Raw genomic sequence first — 24,149 nt, 5'->3', positions numbered from 1 at the left:
CTCCTTATCGGAAATTCAATCTTCAAATCCATTTTTCTGACTGACTTCTTTAAACCAGTAGCCAGATTTTTTGATCACCCGTTCTTGGGTCTCTAGGTTAAGCTCGATGAGTCCGTAACGGTTTTTATAGCTATTGAGCCAGGACCAGCAGTCGATGAAGGTCCAGAGCAGGTAGCCTTTACAGTTGGCCCCATCAGCAATCGCACGATGTAACTCTCGCAGATGGTCCTTGATAAAGTCGATGCGGTAATCGTCTTGGATAAAGCCGTCTTTTCGGAATCTCTCTTCACCTTCTACACCCATCCCATTTTCAGTTAAGAACCAGTCAATATTGCCATAGTTTTCCTTGATATTTTGGGCAATATCATACAGCCCTTGCTCGTAAATTTCCCATCCTCGATGGGGATTAATTTTTCTACCGGGCATGGTATAAGGCTCATAGAAGTGCTCCGGCAAGAGCGGACTATCTGGGTGCTTGGCAAAACGTGGTGCCATGACACGAAGGGGCTGATAATAGTTGACTCCCAAAAAGTCAACCGTATTCTCCCGAATCAAAGAGAGTTGCTCCTCTGTCGTTTCCGGCAAGAGGTTTTCTGCCTTCAAGATCTCCACAAGCTCTTCTGGATAATGGCCTAGTACGGATGGATCGAGGAAGGATTGAGCTTGCACCAAATCGGCTATGCGAGCAGCCTTGACATCCGCTGGGTGTTGGCTGCGTGGATAAGCCGGTGTCAGATTGAGGACGATACCAATTTTATACTCTGGGTTGACCTCGTGGCATGCTTGAACAGCTAGACTACTAGCCAATTGTGTATGATAGGCTACCTTTGTGGCCGCTACTGCATCGACCTTATGAGGATAATGTGCATCATAGAAGTAGCCAAACTCGACTGGAACAATCGGTTCATTAAAGGTAATCCACTGGTCGACCAGATCCCCAAATTGCTCGAAGCAAAAACGAGCATAATCTGCATAGGCATAGGCCGTATCTAAGCTTTCCCAGCCTTCCTGTTCTTTCTGAAGGGCATAGGGCAGGTCAAAATGGTAGAGATTGACCATGAGTTGAATCCCTTTAGATCGAATTTGCTCAAAAACCCTGCGGTAAAAGTCTACTCCAGTTTGATTGACTGGACCACGACCCTGCGGGAAAATCCGTGACCATTGGATAGAAGTCCGAAAAATCGTATGACCTGTCTCCACCAGTAGGTCGATGTCTTTTTCCCAATGTTGGTAAAAAGTCGATGTTTCTTCTGGCCCAATTCCATTGTGAAACCGATGGGGCTCTTGGGAGTACCAATAATCCCAAAGATTATCTCCTTTTCCATCCCCTGCTTGACGGCCTTCTGTCTGTGGTCCAGACGTTGAAGACCCCCACTTAAAGTCTTTTGGAAATTGCAACATATCGTCACCTCGTATTGTTTCTTGCCCTGATTGTACCTCATTTTAAAGAGAAAAAACAGAACCTATTTATTCCAATTTCTCCGCTTTTTATAGGAGAAATCAAAGCATAGGCTCTGTCTTTCATTTGGTTAATCCTTCTGTTGACGATAGGTCTTGGGTGACTTCCCACAAAGCTTGCGAAATACTTTATAGAAGTAACCAACATTACTGTACCCTACTGCATAACAAATATCTTCGATGCTGTCATTGGTTGAAAGCAACAACTGCTGGGCTGCCTTTATCCGTTGTTTATTCAGTAATTCAGCAAAGGTTGAATTGGTTTCGCGCTTGATCAACTGTCCTAGATAAACTGGATTGATAAAGAGTTCTTGACTCATGTCCTTGAGGGAAAGGTCCTTTTGGTAATCCTTTCCAATAATCTCCAAAACCTTGGCAACGTTTTCGTTCATCCGATATTGGGTAAAGACATCTGTCAGTTTATGACGGATGTAATCGAGCAGATTGACAAAACTATCTGATCCTTCGATGTCCTTAACAATACGGGTCATATCCTCTGATTTTAGATGCTCAAATAAATGATAGACATCCATCACAAACTGGATAAACAATTGTTTGGTGATGCTGACAGACGGTGTATTGTTCAACACAACCTCTTCTAACATGTCTAACTCTTCTAAAATCTGCTGGAGATTGCCTTGGACGATGACACGATACATGGGTTCATAGTATTGAAAGAGAGGGTCCGTTTCTTGGAGATTTAAGGTTCCGTAAAAGAGCACCTTTTCCAGGTGATCTTGAAAACGGGCCATGGTCTCCTTGTAAGGAGGAGTAAACGGTGTTTGGTACAGACTTTCTTCTTCCTTGGTAGAAAGATAGAGAGAGAGAGATTTGCCAAATAATGGATAAGGAGTCGAGACCAAGCCAGTCGGCTGACTGCTGGCCCCTAACCACAGGCTTCCTTTTCCGTCTACTAATTCTGCAATGACCTCCTCTGATGTATCCAGCTTAAAGATTTGTTTCAAACGGTCATTGGAGGCTTGATCAAATTGCTGAGATAGCTTTTCCAGGATATTCCCCAGCTCCACCTTGTCCACTGGCTTGACTAGATAATCTGCTACTTGGAGATTGAGGGCTGCCTTGACATATTCAAACTCTTGGTAACCAGACAAGATGATAAAAGCAAGACTTGGATTAATCTCCTTCATCTCCGCAATCATCTCAAGGCCATTCATACCCGGCATATTGACATCTGTGATGACCAGGTGGACAGAATGTTGTTTGAGATACTCTAAGGCTGTTTCGGCATCATTTGCAGTAGCCACCACCTTCATCTTCCAATTTTCAAATGGGATGAGCACCTTGAGACCTTCTGTGATCATAAACTCATCATCAACTAATAATACATTGTACATACTTACTCGGTATCCTTAATTTCAATCATATAGGTCACTCCATGATCTTCTACTGAATCAACCTGAATGCTGTAGCGATCCCCAAAAAAGAGGAGAAAACGTTCATGGATATTAATAATTCCGATGGACTTGCGCTGTTCTTTTTCTTCAGTAGTTTGAACGGTCCTTGAAGACAAGATTTGTCGAATTTCATTCAACTTCTCAGCAGACATCCCTCGACCATTGTCCTGGATTCGTATCTGAATGGTGTCTTTAACCTTCATCGCTTTGACACTGATGACATTGTCATTTCTACGGTAGTCAACTCCATGAGCAAAATAATTCTCGATTAAGGGTTGAATCGTAAACTTGGGTAGCGTCAGATTATCCAGTGATGGATCAATTTTAAACCCATAAGCGACGGATTTCGGATGACGAATCATGCAAAGATAGCTGTATTTCCGACAAAATTCTAATTCTTGCTTGAGCGTTGTTTTTGACTCATCTGAAATGTTGTTTCGTAAGAGACTACTAAATTCATAAATAATATCGGCTAATTCTTCTTGCTTTTCCATAACAGCATACATCCGGATAAATTCCAGTGTATTGTACATAAAATGAGGATCAATCTGCGCCTGGAGAGCTCGCATATTGGCATCCTTTTGACTGATTTGAAGCTGGTAGATATCGTGGATATTTTTTTCTAAATTATCCAGCATGGTATTGGTGTTATTGGCGATGAGTAAGAGCTCCTGCTCTTTAGACTCTGTGTTGATCCGCCGATCACTGTCTCCTTGACCGATCGTTTGGATAGTCTCCACCAAATCACTAACCTGAAGTTGGTAGTTTCGAAAGACCCCCCGAAGGATGAAATAAAGACTAATCGTTAGGATGAGGCTCAGTCCAATAACAAACACAGTATTGGAAATCGTTGTTCCAATCCGATAACTATCTGGAATAGCCACTTCAACCACATATCCATGGGTGGTTTCCTGCTTCAGCCAAGCAGCTCCTTTCCCTTCACCAAAAGTCATCATCGTTTTTCCATAGGGGGAAGAAATCTTCACTAAAACAGGGGTTCTATGACGGATATTATCAATCGCTTTTTCAAAAAATTTCTTCGAAACCGTCATATAAACCGTCCCGATATGATTGGCTGTAAAAGGATCATTCAAGGGAATAGCAAAGGCACTATCCGAAGGTCGAAACTGATCAGCCTCAACCTGTTTGCCCCCTTGTTTCATTCGTGTGGAGACAAAGGCAGTTGTATAATCTTGAAGCGTCAGATCAAAACCTTCCACAAAGTCATTTTGCAAGTAAATGGAGGAAACATTTTCATGAATAGAAACCTCTACAATCCCCAACAAATTGCTCGCCAATCGCCAGGTGGCATAATCTCCTGGAGACAAGGTGAAGTATTTATAGAGCCCTTCTAACTTGGCCTGGTTACCTGCTAATTCTTGCGTGAAGCGGACACCTTGTTGGTAGTAGTTTTCTACTTCATCCGCCACTCTTGTAGAAACGCGCTGAGCAATGGAAGTTGCTTCCTGATCATTAGACTGCCAGGAAGCATAAGAAATGAGTAAGGCTACAAATCCTACGATGACAAACATGGCCACCGCATAGACTTTTAAAAGACTGTCTAACCAGATTTTTTTCATGGCTCAGCTACAATACTAGAAGAAACCACCTGATAAACTGGCTCCAGCAAATCACTAATAAAGAAGTGCCAAGCTCCTATAAAGACGAAAAAGACCAAGGCAGGTGCAAGATAAAGAATCATGAGAACGATGGCTGCTCCAATGAGTATCTTAAACATGGACAAGAGACTCAAAAACATGCCAATAAAAGAAAGTTTGAGGCTATTGAAATAGGACATGTCAAAGTAAACTTGTAGCTTCAGGTAAACAGCGTAACCAAGCGGAATAATCACTGCAAAAACGAGATTAAAGATCGTTACCAAAACAGTTAAAATGGATTGGGGCACCTGAATAATCAAGTAAATCCCGTAAAGAAAGGCCGATTCGGTCACAAAAAAAGTATAGAAAATTTGATTGGAGCGAACAAAGTTTTCCTTAAATAAAGTCCACGCTTCTGTCCACTTGTACTGCTTATAGTTGTAGCGATACTGGGCAAACAAGGTCATTAAGACACTTCCAGCTGGGGCAATCCCAAGCACCAGTCCACCACATAAAGCTAGGACTAGAAAAATCCCTGAGGCCAACATGGCCATAAATACTCTTTGAAAGATAAAGTCAATCAATTTTCCCATTGTGAACTCCTTCTCTTTGATTATGATAATGCTTTCATTATACCACTTTTTTTCGTAAAGTAACTCATTTAAACAAGTTTTCTTGAGTAGCTTGATGTATTTTTCTTCTACCTGACGTAGGTTCAAAAAACGTCATCAGAAAGAAGATTTTGTTTTGCGTGAGCATTTCTATGAGGCTCTTTCCCATCATTGGATGACTCTTTGAAATGAGAATGAGAGTGGGACAGAAATCGGTCATTCCTTAGAATTCGATTTCGTCGTCCCACCTCTTCCTCGTCCCACCTCCGCACAATTGAGTCGAGCTGTAAAAGCGGATGAAAACAGCCTAGTAGAGCCTACTCAACCACTGCGTCTTGCTCGACAATCCAAAAACAATTGAGAGGCTAGGACTTTTGTCCCAGCCTCATCATCTCTTATTTTTTAGATGCTAAGAATTCATCGTATTGTTTTTGCATTTCTTTCAACACTTTGTCGTATGCACCTTCAGATTTTAGTTTTTCCATCAATTTTGGAATTTCAACTTCAGGGTCAACTGTACCGGTGTTGATCGCACGGTCAAATTGTTGCATTGTGTTGGTCACTGCAGTAATTTCAGATTTAACAGGTTCAGTATTGAAGATGAAGCCAAGTGCTGGTGATTCAGTTGCTTCAGCCAATTCTTTCTTAGAATCTGCAATTTGTTGGTCTGTTACATTTTCGTTGATGTAAAGAATCCAGTTGTTACCGGTGTTCCAACCTGACATATGAGTGTTACCGTTGTATGGTTCAAGAACTTTAACACGGTTTTCTGTGTCTTTAATCTTTTCCCAGTTTGTTCCTTCTGGACCATATACCAATCCATTCAACAATTCAGGGTTTGTATTGATTTCGTTCAATACTGCCATTGCTTTTTCTTTGTTCTTAGAGTTGTTTGAGATGACAAAGTTCGCAACTTGAGTAGTTTGGTTTTTCTTGATGAATTTTGTGATTGGTTTGATTTCAATCTTACGGTTTGCGACGCGAGAAAGTAAGCTGTTACCATAGTCAGCAGGACCGACAGTTTCTTCACGAACCAACCATGTATCGCTGTTGTGGTCATAAGAAGTATCGCTGGTTGCTACGTCTTTTGGAATGTATCCTTTTTCGTAGAAGCTATGGATCGTCTTCAAGTGCTGTACAAAACGTGGTACTTCGTAACGGTTTACAATCTTCGTTGTATCCCCTTCAAGGTCGATAACAAATGGAAGACCGTTCGCAACTGGGTAGTCAAAGTTATCGGAAGGAATGTAGTTTTTACCGATAGCAAATGGAACAACGTTTGGATCTTTTTCTTTGATTTGTTTCAAAACTGGTTCCAATGTTTCGTATGAAGTCACTCCAGAAATGTCAATGCCATATTTTTCCAAAAGTGGACCATTGAAAGCGAAGTTTTGTGAAGAAGCTACGTTTGCTGCAACTGGTACTGCATAAATCTTACCGTTGACAGTGTTTCCTTTGATGTAAGCAGGGTCAAGAGCTTCATAAAGAGCTTTCCCTTCTTTCTTATAAAGATCTGTCAAGTCAGCATATGCACCTTTTTGTGCTGTCACAACATAGTTATCTGCAAAGGCAATGTCGTAGTTTTCACCAGATGAAGTGATAACAGACATTTTTTGACTGTAATCTCCCCAACCGAGGTATTCGATTTCAAGTTTAGCTTGAACTTTTTCCTCAAGGATTTTATTTGCATTGGCCAAGAGTGTATCTAGATTGTCAGGAGCATCCCCGATTTGATACATCTTAAGGGTCGTTACACCATCACTCTTAGATGATGAACCACTACCACACGCTGCTAGTCCTGCAACTGCGAGCGCACTTGCTGCAAATAGAGCTACTTTTTTCCACTTTTTCATATGAAAAACTCCTTTAAATAATTTTTTTATTGTTTACTGAGTAAGTGTGTTGGACAGTGTACATACGTCCGGGCATACAGGGCAAGATCCTATTCTTTTACCCCTCCAATTGTCAAACCTTTTACAAAATACCGTTGGAAGAATGGGTAGAGGAGGGCTATTGGTAAAGTCGCCACAACGACCATGGCCATCCGACCTGTTTCTTTTGGAAGGGCACTGACAGCTCCAGCGAGCTGGGAAGAAAGCCCTGAGGATTTTGCGATGTAATCCATATTCGATTGAATTTGCATCAACAGGTATTGAAGTGGGTATAGATTTGGATTCTTGATATAAAGAAGGGCATTGAACCAGTCGTTCCAGAAACCGAGTGCTGTAAAGAGACTGATTGTTGCGATACCAGGTAAGGCAAGTGGTAAACTGATTTGGAAGAAAATACGCGTTTCACTTGCCCCATCAATCCGAGCAGATTCCAAGATGGCTTCCGGAATGTTTCTCTTGAAGAAGGTCCGCATCAAGATAATGTTAAACGGAGAGAGTAACATTGGCACAATCAAGGCTGCAATCGTATTTCCGATATGTAGAAGCTGGGTGACGACGATGTAGCCTGGAACTAGCCCTGCATTAAAGAGCATGGTGATCAGAGCAAAAACAGTGAAAAATCGTTTGTACTTAAATGTTCTTCTCGAGATGGCGTAGGCATAAGTTGTTGTGATAAAGACGTTTGTCGCTGTCCCTACCACTGTCACAAACAAGGTAATAAAGAGCGAATTTAAAATTTTATCTTTAAAGTTTACCAAGAAGAGATAGCCATCTACACCAAATTTGGAAGGCCAGAAATTGAACCCTTGTGTTGCAATCACGGATTCATCCGTGATGGAAATCATGATAACAAAAATGAAGGGTAAAATACTTGAAAGCGCGATAATTCCAATTAAAATACTGAAGAAGAAATTGGCTGGTCTACTAAAAGCGTGGATACCAACGCTATCAATTTTTTTCTTTTTGATTTTTTTTGAAGCTTGCATTGGTTCCTCCTTCTAAAATAGAGCAGATTCTTTGTCAATTCGACGAACAATCAGGTTAGATGTCACCACCAGGATCAAACCGACAATGGATTGATAAAGTCCGGCAGCAGCTGACATGGAGATGTCCCCAGTATTGGCCAAACCGTTGTATACGTATACGTCAAGGACGTTGGTGACACTGTAGAGAGATCCTCCGCCTCCGTTACGGGTTACTGTATAGAAGAGACCAAAGTCTGCACGGAAAATATTTCCAACTGCTAAAATCGTAAGAACCGTAATCAGTGGTGCCAACTGAGGTAGGGTGATATTGCGAATCCTTTGCCACTTCGAAGCGCCATCCACGATAGCTGCTTCATAGTAGGTTGGGTCAATTCCCATGATGGTTGCATAGTAGAGGACACTGTTGTATCCAAGTCCTTTCCAGATCCCTATGAAGAGCAAGAGGACTGGCCAGATACCCAATGTCGTGTAAAAGTTAATTGGATCCTTGCCCATACTTTCTAAGATATGGTTGATCAATCCTTTATCGATATTCAAGAAAGCATCAACAAAGTAACTGATAATAACCCATGAGAGGAAGTATGGAAAGAGCATGGAAGTCTGAAAAACTTTTACCAACTTTTTCGAGCGCATCTCACTAAAGATTACCGCAATTGCAACCGCTGCAATCAAACCGAGCACGATAAATCCGAGGTTATAGAGCAAGGTGTTTCGCGTGATGATGTAGGCATCTTGTGAACTAAAGAGAAATCTGAAGTTATCCAATCCCACCCATTTACTATTCAGGACACTGGCCAGGAAACCATCCGGGTGAATGTGGAAATCTTGAAAGGCAACCGCATTACCGAAGACCGGGATATAGAAGAATAAGATCAACCATATCGCACCAGGCAGGACCATGAGCAGAAAGATAAAGTTTTCTCTAATGTTTTTTAAAACTTTATTCATAACATCTCCCTTTCTTTTGTTATGGTACCGTTTTCATGTTTTTATTATAAGGCTTTTCGCTATAAGAGATAAACTACAAATTATAGAAAAAATTCTACTTATTTCAAACACTAAATAAAATAAGTTAAAAAAAGATCTCAAGGAATCGTCTTGAGATCTTCCGATGGCTTGATTAGGTTGTATAAATGGTCGAAGCTGTCGCAATCGTATGCCACTGGTTGGCAGTTGTCGCTTGAAACTCCTGTTCTTTATAGAAATCTGTAAACGGTAGAATCTCTTCTTCTAGTTCTTCTAAACGCTCCACTTGACCGGAAGCATATTGTAGCAAGCGTTCTTGCGCCCGTTTGATCCGTTGCAAGAGTCCACCTAGACGAATGTCCACTGTATCAAGTCCAAAGACCTTATTTTCCTTGAGCCACTGCTGGCTAAAGAGCTGAACAAACCGCTCTACTGCTTCATAGATTATCGGTAGGTCTTGTCTTGCAATTTCTTCTAAGTCTGCCTTTCGGTTTTCTTGGTAGGCTGAGCGAATCTTCCCACCGATATCCGCCTTGAGAGACAGGACATGATTGAGCTGAGCCTGAGTTTCAAATAGATACTGGAAGTCCCCGGCTTTTGGACTAATTTGTTCTAGCGTCTGAGCGGCTCGAGCAAAATGTTGGGCATCTACTTCTGGACGAATATGCTCATCCAAAAGCGGGCAGAGAATATCTTGATAAAAAACATAGCGGTTAGGGTTAATCCCACTCAGATTTTCTGGTAGACCAGGCAAGCGATTGGCTAAGTCAATCTGCATAAAGTCATCAAAATCAAGCCCTGTCGTTATGGAAAAATGTTCGTAAATGCGGTCCAAATCATTGCGGTAGCTGAGTTCTGCCCAGATTTGCAAGCTTGGTAGGATAGAGAACTGGGCCGTTTCACCACCGTTGTCCCCCCAGCCCGTCACAATGACTTCCTTGATGCCGTTTTTGCGGCAGGCTTTATTGGCCTCAAGGGCAATCAGGCGACTAAAGTGATTATTGGGCGTAAAGCCAATCCACTTCCAAGCACCCCCTGCAAAAGCAAGGTCGTCGCTAATGGTGTGGTGATTGCTGAAGTTCCTGTTGTACTTTTCTTCGCTGTCTTGGTAGTAATCCCAATAAACCAGTGTCACTCGATCTTTCAAACGGTCTAGATAAGCCCTGGTTTCAGCAGGAATCTCAATTTCCCGATCATACTGGCCGTCAGAGGACATGAGCTTGAAGAACATATCGCTCCACATTTGACAGTGGAAACCGTATTTTTCAGCAATATCCAGCACGCGCTCCAAGTGTTGGCACATAAGAAGACTCCGGTCTACCACACCATTCAAGATCAGATAGCGACCAAGTCCTACCAAGTGAGCTTCGTCCATCCCGATATTGACCTTGCGGGTTTTGAGTTTAGACAAGGTGGCAAACATCCCATCAATCAGGTCATAGACCTTGTCTTCTCCGATCAGGAGAATATCCTCTACATCACGCAAGACCTGGACTTCCTTGACACCCCATTTGACGAAGGCCGATAAGTGAGCCAAGGTCTGGATACATGGGACGAAGTCCATGTCAAATTGAGCAGCATAATCTTCAATTTCTTGTAATTCAGCAGCTGTATAACGTCCTCTAAAATAGCCAAAGTAAGGCTGATTTTCGACTTCATACGTATCTTCCATATACAGTTCGAAGGTCGAGTAGCCCATAAGGGCTAAGACTTCAATCATTTTTTTAGCAGAAGATAGGTTTAAAACCGCATTACGCGAACAGTCTGCCATATAGGACAAGTGGTCATAAGCAGCAGTCTCTTGGATAGAGACAACTGTCTCGCCTGATTGGAGTGCTGCAGCTAGTAGGGCCAGTGCCCGGTACAGGCGATGAGGTTGATCATAAGCAACCTGGTAGTGGCCCTCTTGTCCTGTCACTCGGATCGATGATTGGGCTGTTGAAGAGACCTCAATCTCGACATCTCCTAAGGGCAACTGATGAGCTAAACGCTCCACTGCTTTTTCTTGTTTTTCTGTTAAGCCGATAAATGTGGCCATTCGTTTTCCTCCTGTAACCAATTGACGAGAGCGCCATATAAATTGGCATCTGCTTGATAGGTGCATGCTTGAATCCTTGGGGCAACGGTAAACTCATCATAGCGGTCCACATAGGATGAGACTGCTTCTTGGACTCCTGTAATAAAAGCTGGATTTTGGCTAATCGATCCTCCGATACAAATCTGATCTGGATCAAATAGGTACTGGATATTGAGGATTCCTTTTGCTAACTGTCGGTTCATGTGATCAATCGCCTCTTGACAGATGACATCTCCATCTGCAGCCGCCTGATAGATTTTTTTGCCGTTCCAATCTTCGGAGTGCTTTCTCGCCCGAACAGCTCGAACCAAACTCCCTGTTGAAGCCAGCAGGGACCAATTCCCCAAACTTTCTCCAGGCTCTGATAAGAGCATGTAACCAAACTCTCCTCCTAAACCATGACGCCCCCGATGTAAGCGTCCATTGAGAATAAGGGCCCCACCGATACCTGTCCCGACCACCACGCAAGCTGCATTGTCTAAGTCTGGCTGAGCGAGTAATTCGCTAAGCCCTACGCAATTGGCATCATTTTCTAAATGAATGGGAAAGGAATACTGGGCCAGCTTTTCGTACCAGGAAAAACCATGAATATAAGGAACCGCACTAATGCCACCAATCACTCCTGTATGGGGATCCACAGAGCCAGGCACGCTGATGCTTAAGCCCTCGTAGTCCTGAGATGTGAGAAGCAGATCAAGCCAGGTCAACAAGTCCTCCAAACAAGCAGGTGTTGGAATCGCTTGTCTACTAAGAACCTTTCCATTCCTGGTCATACTGGCAAATTTTACACCTGTTCCTCCGATATCAACTGTCGCAATCACCATTTCCTTTCCCTTTCTCTATTCATCGATCGCGCTGTCTCCCTCATGTGAGACTACGATCTCGCAATTCGTTCGGTTCGAATTTCCTGTGGTTGGATCCCTTCAGCTTCTGCTTCGATTGGTTCTTCTAAAAGGTTCAATAGGGATCCGTATTCAGCTCCAAAAGCTAGCCTTTCTTGACTCATATTGTAATAGCGTAGGACATAAGCTTCCTCATCTTCACTTACCTTATAAGCAGTTGGACAGAGCTGGTCGCATTCGAGTGCTGGGTGTTGTAGAGCTTGACCTTTTGCTGGAATGGTCCCTGTTTGTTTCGTGATTTGCAAGGATGTTAGCGGTGTTTGAAGAGCCTTGGCCCTGCGATAAGCCGCAAAGCGACTTTCTGATGTATGGCATTCCAGACTGTACTCCACTTCCACTTCCCTCAAGCATTGCGCCTCTGGCGTTGGGAAGTAGCCCCAGTCCCCTAGTTCACCTGTCGCCCGAAGCAAGGTAACAGCAATCGTATCATCTTCTAGGATTTCATATTCGTTGAGACCTTTATTGCCGACGGTAACCCCTTTTTTCTCATCATATAAACTAACAAAGGCTTGTTGGTGCTGAGGATTTTCAGGATTTTCCCAAACTGTGGCGGGTTGATTTGGCCGGGTGACTACCTCGTAGATGCTCTCAGAATCATTGGTCTTGCTTTGGTTATGGGTTTTAACCAAGAGACGGATGCGGTGGTCTTTGGCTGTATTGGTAAAGCGTGTCTTAAAGGAAAGCTGCGGGCTATCCGCAAAGACGGTCATTTCGGTCAATAAGGACATCGTGGTCAGCTCCTTGGAGCGTCCAGCAGTGCGCTTCATAAACTCAACAATGCCTTTTTGCTCTTGATCTAAGACTTCATCCGCACTGACTGGAATGGTCAGCTCATGTGTCAGTAACAATTTCACAAAACGAGCGTTGTTTTCAAGGACTCTTGTCCCTTTTAATTGGGCTAGGATTGGCTGTGTCCCTTTTGGTTGGAAATAAATATATTCATTTCCGATATCGCCCCGATCTTCAAATTGCAGGAAGTCTTCATATGCTTCTTGGGTCGTCTTATCGTAGACGGTCAGACCCTTGTCTACACTGACTGTGACAAAAGGCGTATCAATCACGCCGTTACGATAAAGACCAGGAGCCTCTGCTACTTGACCTTCCACGAGCTGATAGCTTTCCCATGAAAGGGGAGCTAGCTGGACTGGGAGGGTCACCCGTACTTGCCGTGCGATATAGGCATAGCGGAATTGATCTTTTGGCAGAGTGTATTGGAAGGAAGCTCCTAGGTCTTCGACCTTAGCTTCGACGAGCTGTCCGTCCAAATCCTTGACTACAAAGGCTGGAATTTCTAGATCAGCCATCCGTTGATAGGCTACTGTCGGATGAGCCTCCTTGAAATCACAGGTGGCAATGGCCACGTCCACTGTTGCGATACCTACCTTCTCATGAAGAGCTGTATTGACTACTGTAAAGAGGTGCTCACTCTCAGCTTGATGGCTATCGAGCTTGCCCTTCCATTCATCTAAGAGATTTTGCTTGACGAAGTGAGCGACTTGTCCTACCTTGGCAAAGCGGGTCTCCATTTCTCGGTGAACCTCATCTACACTACAGCCACAAATGCTATCGTGGGGGGCATTTTGAAGGAGGGTCTTCCAAGCATAAGTCAGTTGGTCCTTATAGTTTTTACCATTTGTTAGGATGGTCAAGGGTTCCACGACTTGTTCTAGCAGATTGCTCTTTTCTTGGAAGGCTTGCTTGAGGTAAATTCGGGAGGAAGAAGTATTGGCCAGCGTATACCAACCGTCTGTTTCTTGACTAGTTAGCTCCCCTTCTACCGTCGACAGATTATCCGGTAGGGCTGCTTGTACAGCCTGGATATACTCTTCAAACGAACTATGCACAAAGTTGATCTCAGGATACAATTCATTTGCAACACGAATGGCATCGCTCAGGTTCTTTTGAACAGGTTGGTGATCACATCCATTCATCAGCAGCCATTGATTGGTCGAAGCGTAAGCACGGACATCAGCTAGTTTTTGCTCCCAAAAGACGCGTGCCTCATCTATATCTACAGGAATTTCATTTCCATTACTGTACCAATTGGCAAAAAGAATCCCTAGGACTTGGCTCCCATCTGCTCCTTTCCAGAACATTTCAGAAAACTGGGAAGAAAACTGCTCGTCTTCCAGAACTTGATTGTCAAAGCCGATGGGCTTCACCCCACGACCAAAGGCCGCTACATCCAGTCCTGACTTTTTCAGTATCTGCGGAGCCTGTCCCATGTTCCCAAAGGTATCTGGAAAGTATCCAATTTGGGTGGACTTGCCCCATTTTTTACATTCCTGCTGACCGATCAAGGTGTTTCGCACATTGGCTTCACTGGAAATCAGGTAATCATCCTGGAGGATGTAAAACGGCCCAATCTTGAGCTTGCCTTGGTCGATATAATGCTGGAGTTTTTCCCGGTTTTCAGGTCGGATCTCCAAGTAGTCATCAAGTACAATCGTTTGTCCATCTAGGTGGAAGCTTTTGAAGTCTGGGTCATTTTCAAACAGGTCGAAGAGATCATCAAAGAGCTCCACTAATTGCATGCGATGTGCTTCAAAAGGCTGGTACCACTCACGATCCCAGTGGCTATGGGAAATGATATGTACGGTAATATTTTCCATTTTACACCTCGATTCGTAAATCATAATAATCTAAAACCAACTCACAAAACATCATATTGGCCCAAGAGAACCACTCCCGAGAAAACTTGGTCGGATCATCCACATGGAAGCTTTCGTGCATGACACCTGTCCCGCCATCACAGGCTACCAGAAGGTCCAAAATCCGTTTCTTCTCTTCCTTATCCTTGCTGGTCAAACCTTGAATAGACAGAGCGATCGGCCAGATATAGCGGTAGAAGGTATGGGAGCTCCCCAGACCTGACGCATACTTGCCTTCATAGTAATACGGATTTTCAGGACTCAGAATGGTTCGTCTAGTATTTTGATAGATTTCATCTTCTATGTCACAAAAGCCTAAGTAAGGAGCTGCTAAGAGACTAGGAACATTTGGGTCATCCATGATGCTGGCGTGCCCTAGGCCATCCACTTCAAAAGCGTAGACAACTTCTCCTTTGTTATTTTTGGTGTGGGCAAATTTCTCGATCCCCTCACGAATTTCTGCCTGCAGCCGCTTAGCTTGTGGGACAATGTCTAAAGCCCCTTCCAAGTCCAGAGTTTCAAAGAGCTCCGCCACATAGCCTAGGACCACTGTCGCAAACATATTGGACGGTACCAAGTAGCTATAGATACAAGCGTCATCACTCGGACGAAAGGCTGACCAGGTCATCCCTGTCACCGCAAAGTCTGGGCCAAATCCGTCGTTAACCAAGGTATCTTCTTGGCGATCCGTATCCCGGACAAAGCGGTATGGGGAGTTACTGTGGTCCTGCTCTACCTGCCAGAGGTGCAGGATTTCCTTTACTCCTTGAATGAAGGTCGCATCGAGATGGCTGGTCTCTCCGGTCTCTCTCCAGAGAAGGTAGGCTAACTGTAGGGGATAGCAAAGGGAATCCACTTCATACTTGCGCTCCCAAATCCAACCATTTAAGTCGGTATGGTCCGTCTCATGGTGACCATTCCAGTTTTCCTCGATATTAAATGAATTGGCATACGGATCCTTGAGAATCAAGGCCATTTGTCGCTTCACTAGACCTGCGATGGTCTTTCGCATTTCTGGATCTTCTTTAGCCACAAAGAGATAAGGCTTAAACTGGGCGGTCGAATCTCGCAACCACATGGCAGGGATATCTCCTGTCAAGACAAAGGTCGAGCCATCTTCTAGGACCTTGGCTGTATTGTCCAAAGTATCGGTATAGCAGCGTTCAAACACAGCTACCCAGTCAGGGTGGTCCTGAGCCATCTCAGCGATGCCATCCAGCCAGTTACGTACAATTGATGTTGAATAAGGCGCCATTTGCTTACTCCTTTTTAACGAATGATCATAGTTCAGTATTTAGTATAGGGTAAACCGCTTTCAAATCCTATACACAAACTAAAGTGCTTTCGATAGTATCTTTTTCGGCTACTGTTTTTCTGTCGAATCCATGATATAATCGAAATTAAGAAAGGGTTTTCACGGAGGTTCATATGAAAACAATCATTGAAAACATTGATACACGATACGGAACAGAAAATTCCCCCCACTTTTCCAATGGCAACGCCCTGCCTTATACAGGTTATCCTTTTGGAATGAATTATTTTGTTCCTCAGACAAGTCATACAGATGGGGCTTGGTTTTTCCATCCGACGACGCCAACTTTTCAAGGGATTCGCTTGACCCACCAGCCCAGTCCTTGGATTGGAGATTTTTCATGGTTGCTGGTCACACCAGTGATTGGAGAGATTTCACAGGCCGATATCCTCCATCGACAGTCCTCTTATCGACCAGAGGAGGCGACCTTTCAGCCTCATTATCTTAAAATAGATAGTCTACGCTATTCCCTTACTACTGAGCTGACCCCTACCTTGTATGGTGCTGTCATGCGTTGCCAATCACCTTCTCAAGAGCCCTTGCGACTTCTTCTCCACAGCAAGGCAGAGATCAGATTCACTCAAAAAGATAAGCGAACTATTTTACTTGAGTTAAAAGAAGAGACCCAAACTACAAAACAAGCTCTTGTCTTGCATGTGGCTTTAGCCTTTGATCAAGAGATTCAGTCCGTTCAATCCTTAGAAGAGGATTTCTCTCTTACTTTAGACAAGTCAAATGGGGAAGTCAAAATCGCCACTTCATTTATCTCATCTGATCAAGCCTTTCGAAACTTGCCATCTCACGATTTTGAACAGTCAAAAGAAAAGACCAAGGAGGCCTGGGAAAACTACCTGCATAGGCTAGAAATCGTCGATCAAGGAAAAGAAGACCGTCGCATGTTTGACCACGCCCTCTACCGCCTCTTCCTCTTTCCACAAACTTTTTATGAACGAGATGCAGATGGTCGGGAAATTCATTTTGATCTGAAACACCAAGCAGTCCGACCAGGAAAGGCTTTTACAAATACTGGCTTCTGGGATAGTTTCCGGACTAATTTCCCTCTCTTGGGACTCCTCGCTCCAGAAAAATACCGGGATATGCTAGAGGGATTTTATACCGTTTATCAAGAAACGGGCTATCTGCCCAAATGGCTGGCTCCGGATGAACGGGGCATGATGCCAGGCACCTTGATAGATGGAGTCATAGCAGATGGAGCTATCAAAGGCCTCATCCCGGACCTAGAAGAGGACTTCTTGACCGCTATGCTCCAAACCGCAACGAAGGCAGATCCAAAGGGAATCTATGGCCGTCACGGAGCAGCAGAATACCAGCATCTAGGTTACCTTCCTTCTAGCCACCATGAAAGTGTCAGTCATACCTTGGATTACTGCTACAGTGATTTTTGTATCGCAACACTCGCAGATCGGTTAGGGAAGCCTGACCTAGCCCAGGACTATTTCCAATCCGCTCAAAACTTTCGCCAACTATTTGACGCTGAACAGGGCTACATGCGGGCCAAAGACGAAAAAGGGAACTGGCGTCCAGAATTCTCTCCCTATAGTTGGGGGCTAGACTATGCCGAGTGTTCAGCCATCCAGAGCAGTCTTGGAGTCCTTCATGATATCGAGGGTCTCAAGGAGCTACTAGGAGGAGAAGAAAAATTTCTAGCCTATTTGACCAAACTTTGTAATGATCACCCGCGATTTGAGACGGGTGGCTATGGATTTGAGATACACGAAATGAGTGAGATGGCGGCCGCGAATTTTGGACAACTTGCCATCTCCAATCAACCAAGCTTTCACATCCCTTACCTCTTCCGCTATAGTCGCCATCCAGAGTTTACCAGCCTCCTTCTGAAAGGCATTCGTAGCCAGACCTTCCAAGCTGGCGTGGCAGCCTTTCCTGGTGACGAAGACAATGGCAGCATGGCTGCCTGGTATATTTGGAGTGTGCTAGGCTTTTATCCGACCTGCCCTGGTAAACCAGTCTATGATGTGGGGATTCCCGTCTTCAATCATATCCGTATCCGACTGGGACAGACAGGCCATTGGTTGGACATCCAAGCTCACCAAAATTACCCACACTTCTCCTTTGTAGACAAGGTCCTCTTAGACGGAGAGTCCGTTCACCAAATCTCACACAACCAATTATTGGAGAGTCGCCAGCTGGATTTCCACCTATCCTGGTTGCCTGCTTCTCACCGACCATCATAATCCAGTCTACCGGTTAGAAAGTAAGTCTATTAGAAGCATGAGTCGATCCAAATGCCCATATACAAAAAGGCCCCAAGTCTGGAAATCCAGTCTTGAGGCCTTTTCTAATCTTGTTCCATCAACCGACAATCCTTTTCATTTTTTGAAGAACTGATCTCCTAGGAAAAATGCCTGTCAGCTTTTTTAATTCTCTTTTTTTGCCAAATGGCTCATGGATAAGAAAGCCAATCCGATCAAGCCTACAATCGTCAAGAAGGCTACTGATTCTTGACCAGTCTTTGGTAACTCTTTCTTTGGTTTGTTCGGCTCTTTAGGAGTGGGTGGAACAGCATTTAATGTATTGGTAATGTCAAAGCCATTAATTGTCGTCCTATAGCCCGCTACCTCATCTTCCGTCACAGAGTATTGAATTTCTTTGCCAGTCTCATCTCTTTCTGGAAGATTTTCAAAGCGGTATTTCCAATCATCTGAGGCACCAATTTCGGTCACTTGGACTTCTTTTCCATTGGCATGAAGACGGACTGTAATCTTGGTTGGTCGTTTATCTACTTGATTTTGATCCACCCAAATCTTCCGTCCTTCGATCGTGCGTTGGCCTTGATAAACATTGGTAAAGTCTTTTTTGTCACTATCAAAGCGAACAGTAGAAGACTTGAGCCCTGCCTTATCTGTCGTCGTAACAGTCACAGCTACTTCTCCGCGATCATAGAGGTAACCTGTTTGATCCTCAGGAACGATTTCTTTAATAACATATTTTTTTGTTCCGGCAGCGAGGCCTGTCAAAGAAAAAGTCACTTTTCCATCGGCAGCGTTGGTCGTTGTCGTGACCGGAGTCGTACTTCCTTCAGGATAAAGACCGAATGTGAATTGACCCGCTTCTAGCGTTTGACCAAGTAGTTTCTTGTCTACTTGAATCGTCGCTTGCCCATTGTTTTCACCACTAATAACGACCGATGCATTTTGCAACACAACATAAGGTTCCAATGTTCGCTCACCTACAAAGTTTGTCGCCGTCCAGCCTAGACGGTTGTACACTTGGGTACCTGCTTCAACCCCTTCTGGAACAAGGGTTGAATATTCAATAAACATAGGCCAATTGTAGTTATCTCCAAATGGAATGGTAAATCCAGTGATGCCTCCTGCTTCATTTTTGGTAAATACAGCCTTAGAACTAAAATTATCGAGTACAGGTAAAGCTGTCAATTCATTCTCTGTCAAAACAGGAGTCGCTTGAGGAGCATAACGGACTGCTCGGAAACTTCCTTCTACCAGAGTTTGCCCCTGACGGAAGGTATCTGTGATCACCATCCCCCGCAACATATCCTGACGCGCATTGAGGATGATTCGCCATTTGACAATACGAGGATTCGTAGTATCTTGGTATCCGTATTTTACCTCATAATCAGCTAATCGATCACTAGTCGCCTCATAACGAAATGGGAAGACGCCACTACCAATCCGGATATTCACAGTTCCAGATTCTTTGACAACAGAGCGGTCAACTGTCACATCAAAGGACAGCAACATTTGCTTGTTCAAGGGACGACCTTCAAAAAAGTTCCCAAAGGTGACAGTCACAGTCCGACTGGAATTATTCAAAACGGCTGAACCAACAACATTTCCAGTTGTGTCATAGACATCGAAGGTTAAATTGGTCGCTGCAACCACTTCTTTTGGAAGTTCCAATACAAATGTATCCCCACTCTTGATGGTTTGACTATCTGGAAAGTTCACCGTATTGGACACTGTGAAGGTTTCTCCTAAGCCAACAGTGGTACTACTTGTGATGGGTTGTCCCGCCTTCGTTAAGCTAGTTTGGATCGTATATTGGTTTACTTCAGCTGCCTTTGCAACATCCGTCAAAGCCAAAAGTCCGATAACTCCTGCAACAAACAAGAAAAACTTAATTAATAAGTTTACTTTACTTTTCATGATGTTCTCCTTTCTAAAAGATTATACTATTAAGTACTAAAAATTTGCAAACGTTTTAGCGTTTTTTTATCGTTTTCGTACTCATTTTAAAAGGAGGTTGCTTTCATTGACTTGAATTCGTGTAACAACTGAGGTTCCATCTGCTCTTCTTGCCTTCATATAAAAATCAAGCAAGGATGATCCACTAAAGGCCAGTGTATCTACTGCAATCTCCTTAAGGGTTTCTCCACTCGCAAAAGAGATGTCTACCACTTGATCTAAATAGGCTACCCCATGTACACCGGTACCAGGCTCCGTAAGGAGCCGCACGACTTCGCTTTGGGATAGATTGTCTGTCCTTTTCACTTGAACAGTAACTGTTTGTCCGCCCACGACCTTATAACATTCTTGTCCAAATGCAAGCCCAGATGAGCTGGATCGTTGATGCATTACATCTGGCGCCTTATAAACTGCCCACTTGGATAAGATCGGAAGAGCTTGATAATCCAACAATATGAGTCGCAATCGTCTAGCTTGACGCACTTCCCCGACTAGTAAACGTTTAAAGCCAATGGTTTGTCCGGACAAATACTCTTGAAAGACGCCGTCTACTTCTACTTGCAAAGCAAAGCGAGCAACTCGTTGCCCTTGGGTCAAGTCTTCTCTTAATTCGATGGTATCGAAGACTTTCTCACACCCAAAGTCCATCTCAAGGATAAGGGGCTCCAGGTCATTCGGAGCTAGCCAATGACTCCTTACTTGCCCGTCCGTCAGTTCTTGAATCGGCTGACCTTTGAAAGAAACCCTTGCTCCCTGGGCCAAATCTGTAGCATATAATTCTTCTAGTGTTTGATGAAACTCCCGGAGGCGCTGGACATCTTCATCCGCTAGCAAGCCTTCCTTGTTCGGTGGGACATTGAGCAACAGTGGAGCTCCCCTCCCAACAGAATGAAGATAAATCTCTAGGAGATCTGCTAGACTCTTTGGTTCTTGTTGCTCATGATAAAACCAACCTGATCGGATAGACACGTCTGCTTCTCCTAGTGAGTAGATAGTGCCATCTGGATCCCCATGATTAAGGTAGGCAGGATCTGTGTGAAGACTTAGTTTTTCTGGACGTATCTTTTGCCATAAGGGGTCTCCAGCTTCACCCTTTTCATTTCCAATCCAGCGAATACTTGTGGCTTCCGTTGAAAAAATTAAGGCGTCTGGTTGATACTGAGCAATGGTAGAAAACCAAGCAGGATAATCATAGACCAGCTCCTCAGCCCCTTCTCCACGCGCACCATCCATCCAGATTTCGACGAACCGCCCTTTGTTTCCATATTGTGGATTGCTAAGAATTTCAACCAATTGTCGCTGATAATACTGGTTGTACTGGTCCTGGGTGTCGATATGGTACAGTGGGCTATGTGCATCCCAGGGGGATAGATAGATGCCCAGATCCATATCATACTTACTCGCAGACGCTGAGATTTCAGCCAGTAAGTCACCTTTTCCGCCCCTCCAAGGACTAGCCGCCACAGTATGATCCGTCCAACGAGAAGGATAGAGAACAAATCCGTCATGGTGTTTCACGACCATAATCACTCGCTGAAATCCCGTTTCTTTCAGAACCCTGATCCACTGATCTGTATCCAAGGCTGTTGGGCAAAATCGTGACGGATTTTCATTCCCATTTCCCCATTCTTGTTCATAATAGGTATTGATTCCAAAGTGAATAAAGGCTGCCAACTCATCTTGATGGTAGTCAAGCTGTGCTCTTGTCGGCCTTGGTCCTCCAAAAGGAATTTTTAGTTCATTCGTCATGGCTCCCCCTTTGCCAAAGTCGATATTCTGCGACCAGATGGTTGTCTTCTGATCGGACGATGATGCGATGAGCTTGTCCTGGTTGTAGGGCAGGCACTATTGTTTTGCTGGCATTATTGGTCATTTTGACTTGCAAATCTGTCTCCTTCCAATCCTCAGGTAAGGATAGGTCATACTGTCCTTCCTGCAGGTCTTGCTTGGTTCCTTGATACCATAATTCTACTTCTGTAGCATCCTTAGCGATGGCTTTTTTCGAAAATACTTGCAACTCAGATAGCGCGACGGGTTGCGTAAGCTGAGAAAAGACGACTCGGATCGCATAGGTCTTTACCTTATCAAACTGCAATTGGACGACCTGCCCGTCGTCTGACGGAACTGTTTTCAGATGCGCGACTTTTTTCCAATGGTCCTCGTTTAAATGATTTGCATCATCTAAACTTGGTTGTCCACCATCGTAATAGTCCACTCTGAGTGTATCCAAGGGCAAGGTACCGGTTTTCTCATGGAGATAGAGCGTGAGATTGTCCACAAAGACAGACGAAACTGTCCCTGCATCTCCAAAAAGAATCCCCGCGTAGGCTCTTTCCTCCCCGTGACAACTAGCCCAATAATGAGACGATTCTCTATGAGCGTCTGTCTGCCGGTCATTTAAGTACTGGGCCTCATGTCCTTCTTGCTCACTTGAAGCAAATGCCAATGGCAGGGTGGAACCTGTCCACTGATTGGAAATGACTTGGCCTAGATCCGCTTGATCGGTCACACGGACCTTTAGGACAGCCGGAACCAGACAGCCGTCCACGCGACCCTTGACCACAAAGCTTCCAACCTGCTCATATTGAGAAGGTAGGATGCTTTCCCAGTCCACCTTCGCTTGATCTGTCATGCCATTTGATAGGTAAACCCGAACAGTTTCAGGTAACCTTGGTGGCTCTTGGATGAGCGTGACGCAACTTTTTTCCTCTACAGCCTGGATACCAGATACCGTGACGATGGCCTGAGCTTGTGTGTGATTCTCCCTTATTTGACCGGAGATGAGGACATTCTGATAGTGTGAGAAGGTCTCTGGATTAGGAAGTTCCCATACAACTGGGTAGCGCTTGGGACTTCCCTCTACCATCTCAGCAATCACCGTATCAGGCAAATTGGGCATCTGACCGAGTTGGGTATACAGATGAACAGGCCGGACGCGTCGAATCGTTTTCTCCATCATAGCAGGCTCAATCTTCTTTTTAAGGGTGGTCTCTAATTCATCATAACGGGCATGGATTTCCACGTATCCAGCCTGACGTAGTTCCCATACTCCTTCTTGAACGACCAACCAGCCCTCGCCAGATACCTTCCACGTGACAGCTTGACTCGGGAGAACTTGTTGGTGACCATCGGGATAGTCCAAGTAACAAGTGACAAATACCTGCCGGTCTTCCCTCCATTCTCCCTCTTCTATATGAAGGGATAAACCAATCGGATCAGATGTCGATTGACTCACTTCCTCTTTCCCTATCCAAATCGTCCTGTCATCACTGACAAGCCCATCACTGCTAGCCCTTAGAGAAAGAAGGCCTTCCACTTCTCGACTCCCCAGAATCACTAGACCACGACCATTAAAGGCCTTGCGGTGCCAGCGACCATCTGCCTGTACTTGGTAACGCTCGCGACTAGCCTGTTCTCCATTGTCCACTCCAAGAATACGCCCCGGTCCATCCAGCTGAAAGTCTACTTTGTGCTGAGCTGTAGGGACCACTACACCTGCTTCATCTTCCACTTGAAAGTAGACATAGGAAAGGTCCTGTCCATCGGATTTCAACCTTTCTTGGTCCGTCAACAAACGAATGCGTGCAGGCTGACCTGCTGTCTGTACCATCTCTCGAGCGACTTCCTGACCGTCTTCATCTGTAGCTACAGCAACTAATTTGCCTGGAATAAAGGGCAGACGCCATTCTAGAAAAAGTTCTTCCTCCCGCTGTCCTTCTTGGTAAAAGAGTCCATTTGATCCTTTTTTTCGTACAAAACATTTCTTTCCTTGAGAGCGACCATTTAGAAACAGTTCTACATGGGAGGCATTGGAATAGACTCGTACTGGAATCTTCCCTTCCTCATCCGCAACCTGTGCCCGGCGTTCATCATCCTCCCAATTCCAATGGGGGAAGAGATGAACCATCGGATAATCTTCTACCGACCGCCATTGACTTTGATACAAAAAATAATCATTTTTGGGAATACCTGCAGTATCCACTAGACCAAAGTAAGAGCTTTTCACTGGCGTGTCATTTTGATTATGCCAAGGAGTGGGCTCGCCGATATAATCGTAGCCGGTCCAAATGAATTGTCCCGCATAACTCACCTGATCC

The 24,149-nt window shown here is 44.4% G+C and carries 15 protein-coding genes and 1 pseudogene; 1 reads left to right on the top strand and 15 read right to left on the bottom strand.

Annotated features, from left to right (window positions below):
• Positions 1–15: 15 nt before the first annotated feature.
• The 11 genes from STRDD13_RS01475 to STRDD13_RS01425 form a co-directional block, all read right to left on the bottom strand.
• The gene (locus STRDD13_RS01475) at positions 16–1,401 is read right to left on the bottom strand and encodes a glycoside hydrolase family 1 protein (protein WP_067100947.1); all 1,386 of its coding nucleotides are present in this window, start codon (positions 1,399–1,401) and stop codon (positions 16–18) included.
• Positions 1,402–1,529: 128 nt separating this feature from the next.
• Positions 1,530–2,813, bottom strand: a complete 1,284-nt coding sequence (locus tag STRDD13_RS01470; RefSeq protein WP_067100944.1) for a response regulator transcription factor — start codon at positions 2,811–2,813, stop codon at positions 1,530–1,532.
• A 2-nt stretch (positions 2,814–2,815) separates the two neighbouring features.
• Positions 2,816–4,453, bottom strand: coding sequence for a sensor histidine kinase (locus STRDD13_RS01465; RefSeq protein ID WP_067100941.1), 1,638 nt, complete (start codon positions 4,451–4,453; stop codon positions 2,816–2,818).
• Positions 4,450–5,064: a DUF624 domain-containing protein gene (locus STRDD13_RS01460; protein ID WP_067100938.1), complete on the bottom strand. Its 615-nt coding sequence runs from the start codon at positions 5,062–5,064 to the stop codon at positions 4,450–4,452. The genes STRDD13_RS01465 and STRDD13_RS01460 overlap by 4 nt, the downstream gene beginning before the upstream one ends.
• A gap of 413 nt (positions 5,065–5,477) precedes the next feature.
• On the bottom strand, positions 5,478–6,935 hold the full coding sequence (locus STRDD13_RS01455) for an ABC transporter substrate-binding protein (protein WP_067100934.1): 1,458 nt from the start codon (positions 6,933–6,935) through the stop codon (positions 5,478–5,480).
• Positions 6,936–7,024: 89 nt separating this feature from the next.
• Positions 7,025–7,960 (bottom strand): carbohydrate ABC transporter permease, encoded by a 936-nt coding sequence (locus tag STRDD13_RS01450; RefSeq protein ID WP_067100931.1) that lies wholly within the window; start codon positions 7,958–7,960, stop codon positions 7,025–7,027.
• Between the two features lie 12 nt (positions 7,961–7,972).
• Positions 7,973–8,908, bottom strand: coding sequence for an ABC transporter permease (locus STRDD13_RS01445; protein WP_067100927.1), 936 nt, complete (start codon positions 8,906–8,908; stop codon positions 7,973–7,975).
• A gap of 172 nt (positions 8,909–9,080) precedes the next feature.
• Complete coding sequence (locus STRDD13_RS01440; protein WP_067100923.1) at positions 9,081–10,964, bottom strand: beta-N-acetylhexosaminidase; 1,884 nt, start codon at positions 10,962–10,964, stop codon at positions 9,081–9,083.
• Positions 10,943–11,827 carry an ROK family protein gene (locus STRDD13_RS01435; protein WP_067100920.1) on the bottom strand — a complete coding sequence of 295 codons (885 nt, stop codon included), beginning with the start codon at positions 11,825–11,827 and terminating at the stop codon, positions 10,943–10,945. The genes STRDD13_RS01440 and STRDD13_RS01435 overlap by 22 nt, the downstream gene beginning before the upstream one ends.
• A gap of 50 nt (positions 11,828–11,877) precedes the next feature.
• Positions 11,878–14,517 carry an alpha-mannosidase gene (locus STRDD13_RS01430; protein ID WP_067100917.1) on the bottom strand — a complete coding sequence of 880 codons (2,640 nt, stop codon included), beginning with the start codon at positions 14,515–14,517 and terminating at the stop codon, positions 11,878–11,880.
• 1 nt (position 14,518) lies between these two features.
• On the bottom strand, positions 14,519–15,811 hold the full coding sequence (locus tag STRDD13_RS01425; RefSeq protein WP_067100914.1) for a glycoside hydrolase family 125 protein: 1,293 nt from the start codon (positions 15,809–15,811) through the stop codon (positions 14,519–14,521).
• A gap of 173 nt (positions 15,812–15,984) precedes the next feature.
• Between STRDD13_RS01425 and STRDD13_RS01420 the strand changes: the two genes are divergently transcribed.
• The gene (locus tag STRDD13_RS01420) at positions 15,985–18,081 is read left to right on the top strand and encodes a GH92 family glycosyl hydrolase (protein ID WP_067100911.1); all 2,097 of its coding nucleotides are present in this window, start codon (positions 15,985–15,987) and stop codon (positions 18,079–18,081) included.
• Between the two features lie 183 nt (positions 18,082–18,264).
• Here the strand turns inward: STRDD13_RS01420 and STRDD13_RS01415 are convergent, their stop codons facing one another.
• The 4 genes and pseudogenes from STRDD13_RS01415 to STRDD13_RS08940 form a co-directional block, all read right to left on the bottom strand.
• On the bottom strand, positions 18,265–20,013 hold the full coding sequence (locus STRDD13_RS01415; RefSeq protein ID WP_067100908.1) for a Cna B-type domain-containing protein: 1,749 nt from the start codon (positions 20,011–20,013) through the stop codon (positions 18,265–18,267).
• Between the two features lie 81 nt (positions 20,014–20,094).
• Positions 20,095–21,801 (bottom strand): alpha-L-fucosidase, encoded by a 1,707-nt coding sequence (locus tag STRDD13_RS01410; protein ID WP_067100905.1) that lies wholly within the window; start codon positions 21,799–21,801, stop codon positions 20,095–20,097.
• Positions 21,791–23,287, bottom strand: a complete 1,497-nt coding sequence (locus STRDD13_RS08945) for an Ig-like domain-containing protein (RefSeq protein ID WP_443031066.1) — start codon at positions 23,285–23,287, stop codon at positions 21,791–21,793. The genes STRDD13_RS01410 and STRDD13_RS08945 overlap by 11 nt, the downstream gene beginning before the upstream one ends.
• Before the next feature lie 6 nt (positions 23,288–23,293).
• Positions 23,294–24,149, bottom strand: a pseudogene (locus STRDD13_RS08940) (DUF4982 domain-containing protein); the annotation flags it as partial.

This window comes from Streptococcus sp. DD13 (genome assembly GCF_001578875.1).
In the GTDB taxonomy this organism is placed as follows: Bacteria; Bacillota; Bacilli; order Lactobacillales; family Streptococcaceae; genus Streptococcus.
The sequence above is the reverse complement of the archived record's forward strand: the minus strand, read 5'-3'. Positions and strand labels throughout refer to the sequence as shown.